This is a genomic window from Variovorax sp. PBS-H4 (assembly GCF_901827205.1).
In the GTDB taxonomy this organism is placed as follows: domain Bacteria; phylum Pseudomonadota; class Gammaproteobacteria; order Burkholderiales; family Burkholderiaceae_C; genus Variovorax.
Genome location: NZ_LR594675.1, coordinates 1805025 through 1818498, shown reverse-complemented (window position 1 = coordinate 1818498; position 13474 = coordinate 1805025). Strand labels below are relative to the sequence as shown.

The window sequence follows — 13474 nt, the reverse complement described above, 5'->3', positions numbered from 1 at the left end:
ACAAGTCAAGAAGTTATGCTCCGGCCATGAACTTGTCGACTGGAACCACGCCGATGAACGGGGCACGCGGCACCGCCTTGCACCGGCAGATCTACCTGGTGCTGCGCGACGAGATTTCGCGGGGGCTGTTTCCGGGCGGCGCGTTGCCTAACGAGGAAGCGCTCTGCGAGCGATTCGGCGTCTCGCGCATTACCGTGCGGCGCGCACTGGGGGACCTGGCGGCGCAGGGCCTGGTCGAGCGCCGGCATGGCCGCGGCACCTTCGTGCGGGGCGAGCCCGGGCAGATGCGGCCGATGCCCAGCCTCAGCGTGATCGACAGCCTGCGCCAGACGGCGATCGAGACGATCGTCCGCGTGCTCGAGGTCGAGCAGGCCCCACCGCCGGCCGATGTGGCGAGGCTGCTGCAGATTGTGCCCGGCGAGAAGGCGGTCCACGCGCTGCGCATTCGATCCAATCGCAACGGCCAGCCGGCAATGCTGACGGATGCGTGGGTGCCCGCGGCCGTCGGCCGCCGCGTCACCGCCACTGCGCTCAAGAAGAAGGCGCTCTACGAGATCCTGATGATGCAGGGCGTGCAGTTCGGCCGCGTGGTGCAGGAGTTCAGCGCGACGGTGAGCGACCCGCAGCGAGCCGCACTGATCCAGACCGAGGTGGGTGCGCCGCTATTGAAGCTGGTGCGGTTGATGCACGACATGGACGAACGTCCCGTTCTGCACTTGACCGCCTACATGGCCGCAGACCGCGCGAGCATCATGATGGAGATTGCCGGCGCGACCGTGAATACGCTGACGGCCGGGCAGATCGTGCTGGACGCGCCGCGGTGACGCTCAGTCCGCCTTGAAGCCCGTTGCGGCCACTGCCTTGCCCCAGCTTGCCGTGTCCGCCGCAATGATGCGCGCGAACTCCGCGCCGGTGGTGCCCGTGACGCGGAAGCCTGCGTCCTCGATCTTCTGCCGGCCGTCCGGCGAGCTCACCGCCTTCTGGATGTCGGCGCCGAGCTTCGCGACGATCTCGGGCGGCGTGCGCGCGGGCGCCACGATCCCGAACCAGGAGTTGAACTCCAGGGTCGGATAGCCCTGCTCCTTGATCGTGGGCACGTCCGGCAGCGAGGGGCTGCGCGACGCGCCGGTGGTGCCGAGCGCGGCCAGCTTGCCCGACTTCACGTTCGGCGCCGCGAGCCCGACGCTGGCGAACACGCCCTGCACGTCGCCGCTGAACAGCCCGCCCAGCGCGTCGGCCGTGGTCTTGTAGTGCACCGGCTCGGGCTTCTGCTTGACCGCCTCGCCAAACATGTACGCACCGAAGTGCCCAGGCGTGCCGGCGCCGAAGGTCGCAAGGAACAGCCCCTTCTGCTGCTGCGTCCAGGCGACGAACTCCTTCACGTTCTTCGCCGGCACCTTCTGCGGGTTGACCAGCAGCACGAAGTCCGAACTCACCACCTGGCTCACCGGAATGAAGTCCTTCTGCGGGTCGTAAGGCAGCTTGTTGTAGCTGCTCGGAGCAATGCTGAGCTGGCCGGTCTCGCCCAGCATCAGCGTGTAGCCGTCGAGCTGCGCACGCGCCGCTTCGCCGGCCGCGATCAGGCCACCGGCGCCCGGCTTGTTGTCGACGATCACGCCCTGCCCGCCCCAGGTCTCCGACAGCTTCTGCGCCAGCAGCCGCGCGACGATGTCCGGGCCGGTCCCGGCGGGAAAGCCCACGATCAGGCGCACTGGGCGTGCGGGGTAGCCGCTCGCCTGCGCGTGGACGACAGGGACCAGCGCAGCACCGACGAAGAAGGCGAGAAGGCTGCGGCGTGCAGGTCGGTTCATGGTGCCTCCAGGGAAGAATTGGATTGCGATCAGGCCAGCGCGAAGAAGCGCATCACCACCTGCGCGGGATGCCGCACCCCGACGCCGACGAACACGCGCTCGTTGATCCAGCGAAGCGACGGCGCCGCGGTTTCGAATCGCGGCACGCACCGAAAGTAGATGTGGGCCGGGTCGACGGCTTCGCCACGCAGCAGGGCCGACATCACCTCGGCAGGCGCACTGCGCACCGCGTGGTTCTGCACGTAGACCTGCTCCCCGGCCTCGGTCTCCAGGCCGTAGCGCGCATCGAGAATCGACAGGGTGTCGCTGGCGATGAGCTGGAAATCGCTGCCTCCCGGCAGCACGCGTGCGCGCCAGCCAACGCCTTGCGCGCTGCCACCATGGATCGCGACCACGCGGCGCAGCCCGGCCGGCCCCTGCCCCAGCACCTGTGGCGTGCCGACGTCCACCTGCAGGTCGGCGAAATATTCGAGCGCGGGCGGTGCGAGGGGGTCGGTCATCCGGCTAGCGTAAGTCCGGTGGCCGTGCAGCCCTGTCATCCCGGAAGATGACGGGACAACCCTCGATCCCCATGCGCACCTGGACCCCCGACCCTGCCCCCACTGCCCCTCACGGACTGGCCGCGGCCGTGTCGAGCCTCGGGGAGCCCGGATTCGGCGCGACCCTGCTCGACGGGCTGCACGGGTTGCTGCCGCTCGACTCCGTGTCGGTCTACCGCATCGGCGCGCAGCCGGCGATTTTCTTCAGCGCCAGCTTGGGCGTGCCTGACACCACCCGTGATTGCTGGCGTGCGTACCTCTCCGGTCCGATCGCCGGCGATCGCACCCTGCGGGCGCAACCGCCCTCCATGCAGCGGGACACCGGCGAGGCGCTGCGCCTGTGCCACATCACGGCTGGCGAAGTCGCGCCCGAGCATCGCGCCAAGGTCTACGAGGCGCACGGCGTGGTTGAGCGCGTGTCGGTGATCCAGGACGAAGCCGATGACTCGCTCCTGGCGCTGAACTTTTACCGGCACCGGCACCAGCGCGCGCTCAGCGACACCCAGCTCGCCGAGTTCGGCCGCCTCGGCGGCCTGCTGATGGCGCTGGCACGCAAGCACATTGCGCTGGCAAGCCCCGTGTCGAACCCGGGCATGCGCGAGCGGCTGCTGGACCTGCAGCCGGCGCTGAGTGCGCGCGAGCTCGATGTCTGCACCCGCATCCTCCAGGGCATGTCGCAGGAGGGCATCGCGGTGGACCTCGGCATCAGCCTGCCCACCGTCAAGACCTACCGCAACCGCGCCTTTGCGCGGATCGGTATCCATTTCCGCAGTGAGCTGTTCGCGCTCATGCTGGCCCAGCCCGGCGCGCCCGGTTGGCCTGGATCAGCGCACGATCAACGCATGCGAGGCCCGGGCAAGGGCAGCGCCGTCTTGTAGCGCACCTGCTTGAGCGCAAAGCTCGAGCGGATCTTCTCGATGCCCGCGTGATGAGCCAGTCCCGTGTCGATTGGAATTGATCTCTCTGCAAATGCACAATGCAGCGCATTCAACTTGCAGCAAGCCAATGCCACGCACTTCGTCGTACGCCATCCAGCGTCTCTCCGGGGATTCGGGGGAGCTCATGAACGCGCTTCTCGGCGTCTTCGGCGAGGCTTTCGAGGACGCAGACACCTACGGCGCCAAGCGGCCTCGGCCGGAGTACCTGCGGCAACTGCTCGCCAGCGACACCTTCATTGCATTGGCCGCCGTGGAAGGTTCGCAAGTCATCGGGGGCCTCGCTGCGTACGAACTGAGGAAGTTCGAGCAGGAGCGCAGCGAGATCTACATCTACGACCTTGCCGTCGCCGCGGCGCACCGGCGAAAGGGGGTGGCCACCGGGTTGATCCGTGAGCTCCAGCGCGTCGGCGCGGAGCGTGGAGCCTATGTCATCTTCGTCCAGGCAGACCCGCCGGATGCGCCGGCGGTGGCGTTGTATTCGAAGCTGGGCGTGCGCGAAGACGTGCTGCATTTCGACATCGCGGTTCGAGCGGCACGCACCGACGCTTCTTGAGCTTTTTCGAGGATGCGGCACCCGAGGCGCTGCGCTTCTCCGAGCCTAGTGCACTGGCGGCGAAGGCGCGGTTCCGAGTCGCAAAGGGAACTTTCGCGGACCTGCGGTTACGCACTGGCGCTTCCCTCTTCCACGAATCCCCGATGTACTGCCGCACCCTCCAATACCGCGATGGCTATGGCCGCTTCTCCATGCTCGTGGAGGAAAGGCCCGACGGCTCCCTGGAGCTTTGGGAGCTGGACGTGCCGGGCGGCAGCATGCGGCGGCGCCATGTGATCGAGAAGGTGGCGGATAGCCTGGCGCGGGAGGGCCGAAAGCTGCACGTGGTCTGGGGTGCTGCGCGGGTGGAGCGGAAGCGGGCGGACGATTTGCCGCGGTGGTAAGGGGCTGCAGCCGGGGCCGGCGAGGGTTGATGCAGCGCCTCGCGAAAGGGCCGCAAGAGGCCGTGGCGAATGGTCGCTTTGCGCGCCATTCCGCACATCGGACCTTTCCGGAAGCCGTCGTCAAGACTGAAAGTCAGATTGGACGGCGGGTTCAATCACGCCAGCGGAGGCCCGCCCCATCTAACCAGGTCAGTGGGTCGCGAAGCAGTACATCAGGCCCGCGCTGCCGCTCATCTTGAGCTGGTCGACGCTGCAGCCGCGCGTGCCGTGAGAAGAGTTCCACGAAGCGTTGGCCACCGGGTCCGGATTGGTGCCCCGGTGGTCATGGTGGCCCACGATGGCGGAGCCCCCGTCGCTCCGGGTCCAGTTGCCGCATGTGGTGTCCTTGCCGGGATCGGGCACCGCCACCGTGCCGTCGGGGCGCGAGCCGGTGAGGATGTCGTGGCGGTTCACCGGATCGCCGAAGCCGGAGACAACCTCGCCTTTCTCGTTCAGCGACGTGTCCTTGCCGAGCTTGGCGCTGGCGCTGTGCAGGTCGGCCACGCTGGTGGCGACGACGACGCCCTTGGCGTTGGTCCACGGTCCGGTGCCGATCCGGTCGCGCGCGTTGACAGCCGGCTGCCCGTTCATCGCGGCAGTGCTCAAGTAAGCGCGCCAAGTCCTGTTTCCCGCCCCGGCGCTGGTCGCCAGCGACTGACAGAAGCGGTCGGCTCCGGCCAGCCCGCCGAGGTCGCCGCCCTTGCCAGGGTTGACACTGGTAATGAAGAAGCTCATCGGATTGCTGCCCGACGACCGCATGGCACCGCACCCGGCGATCAAGGCAGCGGCAACTGCAACGGCGGCGGCGGTGGAAAGAACGAGGCGACGGGGCATCAGAAGACTCCTGGTGAACACTTTTGCAGCCGGGAGGCTACCGCACCATCGCCGCGGCGGCAACCCAACCTGCCACATGCGGCATGCAACTCGACAGGCCGTTCAGTTGATGATCTCTCCCATGCCTGCGCGTACGCGCTCCCTGAGCTGCCGGATGTACTCCGCATCAAAGAGTTCCCAGCGCTCCAGTTCGCCGACGATCCGAAGCGGCTCCCGACTGCGATAGGAGCGAGTGGGATTGCCTGGAAATTTCTTGTCGGTCACGTTCGGGTCATCTTCCAAGGCGCCCGTGGGTTCGACGATGTAGACGCGGCCCGGGCCGTCGCCCTTTGCCATCTCGGCGGCCAACCCCGCGCCCTTCGGCGAGGCGGTGAAGTAGATGTGGTTCATGACGACGCGGCCGTCGTAGTTTGAGCGGAAGCCCGGGGTGAGCAAGTCGCCCACCTGGAGGTCCGCCCGCGTGCCATGGAAGAAAGGGCCGATGTCCGGGACAGCCATCGCGAGTCGCTCCTCTGGGGAATGGAAAGCCGGGAGTCCGGCGTCAACCAGGTGGCCTGGCGGCGATCAACCTCAGCGAATCCTTGGCCGCTGGAAAGAGGCGAAGAGCGGTGCGGCGCGTTTGATGCGGCGTACGGTGTCCTTGGCGGCGAGGTACGCCTCGATCTCCTTCTCGCTCATCACATGACGGACCTTCCGCGGCCGGGGTTGTCGTTGGGCGTTTCCCGAGTGGGCAGAGCCAAATCCGCAAGACATCGTCAACTCCTTTCTTTCATGGCAGCTGGTTGAACACGGACAAGCTTATGCGCCGTCATGCCGACGGGACGACTTGATCGCTTCGCGTGCACGCCTTGCGGCGAGTTGCAACCAGCCGACCTTTGCGAAGCCTGGCTTCTGACGAGCTTCCGGGTAATGAAACTGAAGTAGCTCGTTATTCCCTTTCTCCGTAATGGCCAGAACCCTGGCGCCACGCTCAGGCGGCTCGTCGATCAGCGCGAGAACCAGGCCGGCCTGACGCAGGACCCTGATCGCGTCGATATCGTCCGCCGCTGCAAACGATCTGGGAAGCGGCGAGCTTGCAATCTGCCTCAAGAATTCAACGGACATGACACCTCCTCTAAAAACTTGGCGCGCAAGAAGATAACTTCCGGCGGCGCAGTTTTCAAGTCGGAAAGTGTTGACAGTCTTGTCGGTGCCCGGCTGATGTCATCCTGGCGAGCCATGCATTTTTGGACAAGCGATAGAGGACATGCCTTGTCAGCGGGTGACCAGCCGGGACGAGCGGATGGTCGAAGTCATCGATGGGTGTTCGCGTCATCCCGAGCTTGGACATCACGGGACGAGAACGCGCGTTGCCGGGCACCGTCAGCGCCACGATTTCGGAGAGACCGACGTTTTGGAAACCGAACTTCAGCGACGCTTGAGCCGCCTCGGTGGCGCATACCCACAGCCTCGTCGTACGCAACCCTCATCCGCGTTCACGCGATGCCTCTGCATCTCGGAAATGCCGCGCACCCCCAGAAAGACTCACCCGCATTTGGGCCCTTCTTCGCGGTCCTCCGCACCATCTGCCCAGCGCATCGCGGGCACGTCGGAACCGCCGATGCGTTGCTGGCAACCTCCGGGTCAACCCGCCCCTTGCCTTCAACACTGCGCGACGGCACATCCCGGACCATCCCACGCACCGACCGAATCAACTCAAAGAGCGCTTTGCCATCCATCAACTCGACATTCCGCCCCTGAGCAAACTCCCGCGCATCAGCGGTGAACCGCCCGGAGGTCACCACGAACCCGCCCGCAGCCCCGCTCGCGGCCATCACCCCGTAGAGCTCCCTCACCACCTGCACCGAAACTTTGTATGCGCGCCATTGCTTGCATTGCACCAGGTACTTCTCGCCGCCCTTTCGCAACACGAGGTCGACGCCGCCATCGGCCCCCGTGCCTCCCAACTCCTCGACTTGAAAGCCCTTGCGCCTGAATCCCTCCCCCACGAGCAGCTCGAACTCGCGCCAGTTCATGCCTTCAAGTACATCCGCGGATTTCGCGGCGCTCACGTTGTCGGCCAGCGTCTTTCTCTGGTGGCGCCGCCATGCGGACATCGCCGCGCCGGCAAGGCAGATGAAGGGCAGCAGATACTGGCCGATGGAGGCCAGCGCGTAGTAGATGCCTGACGTGAGCTGCGGCTTGGTCGTCATCTCGGCCGCAACACGCACGGCCCACGCATGCAGGAGCACGTAGCAGACGGGGGCCATCGCCGCGCCCGTCCACCACGGGAGCATCGACACCACCTCGATCATGTCGTTTACAGCACTCGACTTTTTGCGTCTGGGCATGGGGCTCGCCGTTGTTGTTCGTGCCGCAGCGGGCGACGCGGCTGCGGGGACTCTAGCCGCAGGCCAGACGGCAAACCCGCTCTATCTGACGGTAGACGCCGGATATCGTGACTTCTTCGCAGTAGCAAGGCCCGGCTGGAGACCAAGCGCTGACGGGCACGCCTCCTGATCTAGACGGTGATCGTGACGGGGAGGTAGCGCCGACAAGTTCCGCCCCACCCAACAGCCCGCAAGATTCAACGCCGGTGGATGTCTTCGGGCGTCGCCGAATGCGAGAGCGAGTACAAACCGCTGATTGCGCCTTCGCCCGCGCCTGAGGCCTGCAAGGCTGTCGCAGCGAGGTCCGCATTCACAAGCGACTCGAGGACATGCGTTTCGTAGCCCATGCCCACGAACACCCAGTCGGCCACGCGATCCGCTGAGTTGCGGATGCGCTGTTCGGTTGTTTCGGCGATGGGTGGCGTCTGGTGCCGCAACAGATGCGCGCCCACGATTCCCGGGCGCCGGGCCAGGGCGGCGCAGAGTTTGCCGAAAAATTCGCGCAGGTCCTTGTCGCGGCCTTGCAGTGGCGAAACACGCAAGGTCAACGCGTGGCGTGCAGCGCTGCTTCCCGACGACTCCAGCACGTGGCACTGGCTGCGGACCATGTTCCTGTGGTGCGGCATCATGCGAGCGGACCACGGTGTCGGGCTGTTCAAGTGGCTGAGGTAGGCCTCCGACGAAAGCACGTCGTACGACTCAAGCTCGTAGAGGACGAAGATGCCTTCGTCTCCAGTGGCACTTGTCCAGCGCGACGCCCGCCGGAATCCGGGGACACCGAGCCGCTCGGGAAAATGTTCATGAGAATGCCAGTCCTCGAACTCGGACTTGGTTTCGGGCGCCATGTCCCACCACATGGCCAATGCTGCACTGCCTAGAAGCGACATCTTTGCGGCCCCCGGCTCAACGGGCGGCTTCGAGCGGAACGCCGCTGGCGTCCAGCACCGATGCCATCTGCGTGACGCACTCCTCGACGTGCGTGGTCAGCGTCTGCTGCGCGCGCTGCCAGTCTCGGGCGAGTGCGCACTCGAGCAGCACGCGGTGCTCGTCGGCCGCCTCCTGGCCTCGAAAGATGGCGGCGATCATCTGGTAGCGCAGGTACTTGTCGCAGATCGACGTATAGGTCTGCAGCAGCAGGTCGGATGCGCATGCGGAGATGAGCGCAAGGTGAAACGCCCAGTCGTACTGGCGCCACGTTTCCGCAGGATACGGATCGTTCACCGCCATCTTCTTCTCCATCGTGGCCAGCTTGTGGTGGGCCGAGACGACGCGGCCTTCCCATTCGAGGTCGCCGCGCAGGAAGGACTCCTTGAGTCCGTGGCTCTCCAACAGGAGCCGCATCGATGCCACATCGCGCAGGTTGGCCGAAGAGACCGCAGTGACCTGGAAGCCGCGCGACCCTTCGGCAACGAGCAGGCCTTCCGTGGCAAGGCGATTGAAGAGTTCGCGCAGCGTGCTGACGCTGGCCCCATAGGCCTCTTTCATTCGCTCTAGCGGCAGGCGGCGCCCTGGCGTCAGACGGCCCAGAACAATGTCCGAGCGAATGCGGCGATAGGCGGCTTCGCCTACAGAAGCGCTGTCCGCGGATTCAGGCGAGAGATCGGTTGGCACGTGGAGCTCCTGGCCGGATCGAAACTGACCGCGCTTGCAATTGGCAGCGGCCCTGGATCAGAGAATACCCCGATTATCTTAGAGATTGCATATCGTCTGATGATTCAATACGATCCGGACACCGCGTCCGCGGCCATAACAGGAGACTTTCATGAGTTCGACCTTTTCCCGCCGCGCGACGCTCGCCGCTGGCGCTTCGGCGCTGGCCCTGGGCGCCGTTCCCCAGGTATTCGCGCAATCCCGCACCAAGCTCCGCTTCAGTTCGGCCTTCACCGAACAGGACCTGCGTACCGAGGCCTACAAGAACTTCGCTGCAGCCATCAAGGACAACTTCGATTTCGAGCCCTACTGGGGCAACACGCTCTTCAAGCAGGGCACCGAACTGGTGGCCCTGCAGCGCGGCAACCTCGAGATGTGCAACCTCGCGCCGGCCGACATCAGCAAGCAGGTTCCGGCTTGGTCTCTCATGACCTCGGCGTACCTGTTCCGGGACGTGGATCACCTGAAGAAGACCTTCAAGAGCGACGTGGGCCGCGAATTCATCAAGATGGCGCGCGATCAGCTCGGCATCCAGATCATCACGCCGGTGTACTTCGGTTCGCGCAACGTCAACCTGAAGCCGACCAAGGAGATCAAGACGCCGGCCGATCTCGCAGGCATCAAGCTGCGCATGCCACCCGGCGAGTACTGGCAGTTCCTGGGCGAGTCGATCGGCGTCAATCCCACGCCGGTGGCCTACGCCGAGGTCTACACGGCGCTGCAGTCGGGGGCGATCGATGGCCAGGACAATCCCCTGGTGGCAAGCCGCCTCATGAAGTTCAACGAGGTCACCACGCAGTTCGTGCTCACGGGGCACGTGCTCGGCTACGACGTGATGGTGATCACGACCAAGCTGTGGGACGCGATGCCGCCCGAGCGGCAGGCGCAGTTCCAGGCGGCGGCGGAAAAGGCCATCGACGACTACACGGCCAAGTTCGTGGCGCAGGAGAAGGAAGTGCTCGAGGCCTTCAAGAAGGAAGGCAAGAAGGTCTACACGCCCGACCTCGCCGCGTTCCGCAAGTTCGCGCAGAAGAAGTACGTGGACAAGTACGGCAGCGAATGGCCGAAGGGCGCGCTCGAACGCATCAACGCGCTTTGAAACCGGGGGCTCGACTCCCACGCTGAGCGGCTTGCGCGGCTTTCGACCCGATGACCGGTCGGGCGCCGGAAACAGCAGGAGACCACAGACGATGATGACTCGACTTCGCACGGCGGGCTCTTGGTTGCGCAGGCGCGCAAACGATGTGGCCGTGGCGCTCATGGCGCTGATGTTCGTCTCGTTCCTGCTGCAGATCGGGTTTCGCTACCTTCTCAACCAACCCCTGGGTTGGACCGACGAGGTCACCGTGCTCTGCTGGGTTTGGGCCGTGCTCTGGTGCGCCGCGTTCGTGCTGTCGGATGCCGACGAGATCCGGTTCGACATCGTCTGCGGTGCAGTCTCTCCGGGCACCCGCCGGGCCTTTACCGCGGTCTCCAGCATCGCGATCGTCGTGCTGTTTCTCATCTCCCTGCCCGCCTCCTGGAACTACGTGACTTTCATGAAGCGCGAGAGCACGGCCTACCTGCACATGCGATTCGACATCCTTTATTCCGTCTACGTGATCTTCGCGCTGGCCATCGTCGTGAGGCACGCGGTCCTCGCCTGGCGCGCCATCAAGGGCGCATCGCCTGGAGCCGGCAGCATGGCCGACGACGCGACCTGAACATGCCCAGCCACTTCACGCTCTGCATCGTCGTCCTGGTCGGGCTGGCGGTCCTCGGCCTGCCGATCGGCCTGTCGATGATCGGCGCCTCGATCTTCTACTTGCTGCTCGCCGGGCTCGACCTGGGCACGGCCGCCGAACAGATCCTCAACGGCCTCTTCAACAGCTACGTGCTGCTCGCGGTGCCCTTGTTCATCCTCGCGGCCGAGCTCATGAACAGCGGCAGCCTGACCGATCGACTGCTCAGGTTCTGCCTCCTCCTGGTCGGCCGGTTCCGCGGCGGCCTCGGCCACGTCAACGTGGTCGCCAACATCATCTTCGCCGGCATGTCCGGCTCGGCCATCGCCGATGCCGTCGGCATCGGCAAGGTGATCATCGGGATGATGACGCGCAACGGCTACCCGGTGGCGTATGCCGGCGCGATCACCGCGTCGGCGGCCGTGATCGGCCCGATCATTCCGCCGTCGATCCCGATGGTGATCTACGCGCTGGTGTCCGACACCTCGATCGGCTATCTCTTCCTCGGCGGGGTCATGCCAGGCCTGCTGCTGGGGCTGGGCTTCATGATCACCAACGCGTTCATCGCCCGGCGCCGCAACTACCCCGTCGAGCCACCGGTCCCGATGCGCGAGATTCCGCGCATCACGCTCGATGCATTGCCTGCCCTGATGCTGCCGGTGGTGCTGCTGTTCGGCATCTACGGCGGCGTCATGACGCCGACCGAAGGCGCCGCGGCCGCCGCGGCCTACGCGCTGCTGGCATCCGCGCTGATCTATCGTTCGATGACCTGGCGGCAGCTCTACAACGTGCTGCTCGGCAGCGCGCGTTCGACCACCTCGGTCGGCATGCTGATCGCCGGCGCGCTGGTCTTCAACTACGTGGTGACGATCGAGCAGGTCCCACTCTCGGTGCAACAGTTCATCAGCGGCTTTCACCTGACGCCGCTGGCCTACCTGCTGCTCGTGAACGCGATCCTGCTGGTCCTCGGCTGCCTGCTCGAAGGCTCGACCATCCTGCTGATCATCGTGCCGATCCTGATCCCGGCGGCGAAGCTGCTCGGCATCGACACGGTGCACTTCGGGGTGGTCGTCGTGGTCAACATCATGATCGGCCTGCTGACGCCGCCCTTCGGCCTGCTGCTGTTCGTGGTCGCGAACATGACCAAGCAGCCGCTGATGACCCTGGTGCGCGAGGCCTTGCCCTTCATGGGCATGGCGATCGTCGTGCTGGCGATCATCACGCTCGTGCCTGAAACCGTCCTGTGGCTCCCACGCGTGATGGGCTACAAGGGCTGAGTCCGTTGCCCTGTTGAAAGCGTATCCCCATGACCAAGCCACTTTTCATCCTGAATGGCCCGAATCTCAATCGTCTGGGCAAGCGCGAGCCCGAGATTTACGGCAAGACCACACTCGCCGAGATCGAAGCCATGTGCCGCGACGAAGCCGGATCCGCCGCTGTGGAGTTTCGCCAGTCCAACAGCGAGACGCAGTTGATCGACTGGATTCACGAGGCCATCGACGAGGGCAGCGCGATCATCATCAACCCGGCCGCCTATTCGTTCACTTCGATGGCCATCATGGATGCCCTGAAGATGTTTCCGGGCCCGATCATCGAGGTCCACATCTCCAACATTCATCGCCGCGAAGAGATGTACCACCACTCGTTGATGTCCGCGGTCGCCACCGCGGTGATCGCCGGCCTCGGTCCTGGCGGCTACCGGGCAGCCGTCAAGGCAGCACTGGCCATGCTTGGCGACCAGACGACCTGATCCGCAGATCGCTCGGTCAGCTCGTTGTGCCGGACTCAGTGCCGGTACGATCCCGGTGCAGGCGCCATGAGCCGCAGGACAGATGAGCGTCCGACGCGAGAGAACATATGACCAATCCACCCACTGTTGCCAAGCCGCGGGCCACGCGCAACGATGCGCAGCGCCAGGCGATCCTCGATGCGGCATCGTTGCTGTTCATCGCCAAGGGATTCGGCGGCACCAACATCAACGACATCGCCGACGCCGTTGGCACAACACGCACCGCGCTCTACTACTACTTCCCCAGCAAGGAGTCGATGCTCGAAGCGCTGACGGAAGAAGTGACCGAAAAGGCCAGCCAGCTTGCGCAGTCGGTCTCGGGCCGCGATGAGCTACCGCCCGACGACGCCCTGCGGCAATTGATCCTCCAGCATGCGGGCCTGATCCTCTCGCACGCGCTGCAGTTCCGCGTGGTCGAGCGCAGCGAAAGCAGCCTGCCCGAGCCGCATCGCTCAGCTGCGCAGGGCGCACGGCGCGCGTTGCTCGAGCACTTCGTGCGCGTGATCCAGCGAGGCATCGAAGGCGGTCAATTCCGCCGCGACGCCAACGCGCGCATCGCGGCCTTTTCGATCATCGGCATGTGCAACTGGACCGCCTGGTGGTTCCATGAAGACGGCGAACTCTCCGCTGACGCTGTCGCCGCCACGATCGTCGACTTCGGCCTGCGCATGCTCGTGCCCGACAGGCCGCGGCGCGGACGGGCCACTGGTATTGATGACGCCATCGGCCAGATGCGCGAGGCCCTCGCCGTGTTCGAAAGCCAGACGAAACGTTCATCGGGACGCTGACAGGCACACAAGCGGGGCTAACTTGCGCAAGGGTTAACACTAACGTCAAATATTTGACGA

At 65.2% G+C, this 13474-nt stretch carries 18 protein-coding genes and 1 pseudogene; 9 read left to right on the top strand and 10 right to left on the bottom strand.

What is annotated here, in order from left to right; translation table 11 throughout:
* Window positions 1–26: 26 nt before the first annotated feature.
* The gene (locus E5CHR_RS08670; protein WP_174255704.1) at window positions 27–824 is read left to right on the top strand and encodes a GntR family transcriptional regulator; all 798 of its coding nucleotides are present in this window, start codon (window positions 27–29) and stop codon (window positions 822–824) included.
* Between the two features lie 3 nt (window positions 825–827).
* On the opposite strand, the gene E5CHR_RS08665 is transcribed toward E5CHR_RS08670, so the two are convergent.
* Both E5CHR_RS08665 and E5CHR_RS08660 read right to left on the bottom strand, forming a co-directional pair.
* Complete coding sequence (locus E5CHR_RS08665) at window positions 828–1811, bottom strand: Bug family tripartite tricarboxylate transporter substrate binding protein (protein WP_162579310.1); 984 nt, start codon at window positions 1809–1811, stop codon at window positions 828–830.
* A gap of 29 nt (window positions 1812–1840) precedes the next feature.
* Window positions 1841–2311, bottom strand: coding sequence for a DUF3237 domain-containing protein (locus E5CHR_RS08660; protein WP_162579309.1), 471 nt, complete (start codon window positions 2309–2311; stop codon window positions 1841–1843).
* Between the two features lie 71 nt (window positions 2312–2382).
* Between E5CHR_RS08660 and E5CHR_RS08655 the strand changes: the two genes are divergently transcribed.
* Window positions 2383–3228, top strand: a complete 846-nt coding sequence (locus E5CHR_RS08655) for a helix-turn-helix transcriptional regulator (protein WP_162579308.1) — start codon at window positions 2383–2385, stop codon at window positions 3226–3228.
* Here the strand turns inward: E5CHR_RS08655 and E5CHR_RS08650 are convergent.
* Window positions 3192–3272, bottom strand: a pseudogene (locus tag E5CHR_RS08650) (ArsR family transcriptional regulator); the annotation flags it as partial. The gene E5CHR_RS08655 and the pseudogene E5CHR_RS08650 overlap by 37 nt on opposite strands.
* Before the next feature lie 83 nt (window positions 3273–3355).
* Here E5CHR_RS08650 and E5CHR_RS08645 point away from each other — a divergent pair.
* Window positions 3356–3841, top strand: coding sequence for an AAC(3)-I family aminoglycoside N-acetyltransferase (locus tag E5CHR_RS08645; RefSeq protein WP_162579307.1), 486 nt, complete (start codon window positions 3356–3358; stop codon window positions 3839–3841).
* Window positions 3842–3984: 143 nt separating this feature from the next.
* Window positions 3985–4224 (top strand): hypothetical protein, encoded by a 240-nt coding sequence (locus E5CHR_RS08640; protein ID WP_162579306.1) that lies wholly within the window; start codon window positions 3985–3987, stop codon window positions 4222–4224.
* Between the two features lie 189 nt (window positions 4225–4413).
* Here E5CHR_RS08640 and E5CHR_RS08635 read toward each other — a convergent pair whose 3' ends face one another.
* From E5CHR_RS08635 to E5CHR_RS08605, 7 genes are all read right to left on the bottom strand, one after another.
* The gene (locus tag E5CHR_RS08635) at window positions 4414–5097 is read right to left on the bottom strand and encodes a hypothetical protein (protein ID WP_162579305.1); all 684 of its coding nucleotides are present in this window, start codon (window positions 5095–5097) and stop codon (window positions 4414–4416) included.
* Window positions 5098–5199: 102 nt separating this feature from the next.
* Window positions 5200–5595 carry an NAD(+)--rifampin ADP-ribosyltransferase gene (arr, locus tag E5CHR_RS08630; protein WP_162579304.1) on the bottom strand — a complete coding sequence of 132 codons (396 nt, stop codon included), beginning with the start codon at window positions 5593–5595 and terminating at the stop codon, window positions 5200–5202.
* Between the two features lie 300 nt (window positions 5596–5895).
* The gene (locus E5CHR_RS08625; RefSeq protein ID WP_162579303.1) at window positions 5896–6201 is read right to left on the bottom strand and encodes a hypothetical protein; all 306 of its coding nucleotides are present in this window, start codon (window positions 6199–6201) and stop codon (window positions 5896–5898) included.
* A 55-nt stretch (window positions 6202–6256) separates the two neighbouring features.
* A complete protein-coding gene (locus E5CHR_RS08620) occupies window positions 6257–6559 on the bottom strand; it encodes a GNAT family N-acetyltransferase (protein ID WP_162579302.1) in 303 nt (100 codons plus the stop codon).
* Between the two features lie 13 nt (window positions 6560–6572).
* Window positions 6573–7427: a restriction endonuclease gene (locus E5CHR_RS08615; protein WP_162579301.1), complete on the bottom strand. Its 855-nt coding sequence runs from the start codon at window positions 7425–7427 to the stop codon at window positions 6573–6575.
* Between the two features lie 236 nt (window positions 7428–7663).
* The gene (locus E5CHR_RS08610) at window positions 7664–8311 is read right to left on the bottom strand and encodes a hypothetical protein (RefSeq protein ID WP_232062000.1); all 648 of its coding nucleotides are present in this window, start codon (window positions 8309–8311) and stop codon (window positions 7664–7666) included.
* A gap of 58 nt (window positions 8312–8369) precedes the next feature.
* Entirely contained in the window at window positions 8370–9077 is a 708-nt protein-coding gene (locus E5CHR_RS08605) for a GntR family transcriptional regulator (protein WP_162579299.1), read from the bottom strand.
* A gap of 151 nt (window positions 9078–9228) precedes the next feature.
* Between E5CHR_RS08605 and dctP the strand changes: the two genes are divergently transcribed.
* The 5 genes from dctP to E5CHR_RS08580 all read left to right on the top strand — a co-directional run bounded on the left by dctP (window position 9229) and on the right by E5CHR_RS08580 (window position 13414).
* Window positions 9229–10215 (top strand): TRAP transporter substrate-binding protein DctP, encoded by a 987-nt coding sequence (gene dctP / locus E5CHR_RS08600; RefSeq protein ID WP_162579298.1) that lies wholly within the window; start codon window positions 9229–9231, stop codon window positions 10213–10215.
* A 91-nt stretch (window positions 10216–10306) separates the two neighbouring features.
* Complete coding sequence (locus tag E5CHR_RS08595; RefSeq protein ID WP_162579297.1) at window positions 10307–10819, top strand: TRAP transporter small permease; 513 nt, start codon at window positions 10307–10309, stop codon at window positions 10817–10819.
* 2 nt (window positions 10820–10821) lie between these two features.
* A complete protein-coding gene (locus tag E5CHR_RS08590; protein ID WP_162579296.1) occupies window positions 10822–12114 on the top strand; it encodes a TRAP transporter large permease in 1293 nt (430 codons plus the stop codon).
* Window positions 12115–12143: 29 nt separating this feature from the next.
* A complete protein-coding gene (gene aroQ / locus E5CHR_RS08585; RefSeq protein ID WP_162579295.1) occupies window positions 12144–12587 on the top strand; it encodes a type II 3-dehydroquinate dehydratase in 444 nt (147 codons plus the stop codon).
* A 107-nt stretch (window positions 12588–12694) separates the two neighbouring features.
* On the top strand, window positions 12695–13414 hold the full coding sequence (locus E5CHR_RS08580; RefSeq protein WP_162579294.1) for a TetR/AcrR family transcriptional regulator: 720 nt from the start codon (window positions 12695–12697) through the stop codon (window positions 13412–13414).
* The last annotated feature ends 60 nt before the right edge of the window (window positions 13415–13474 follow it).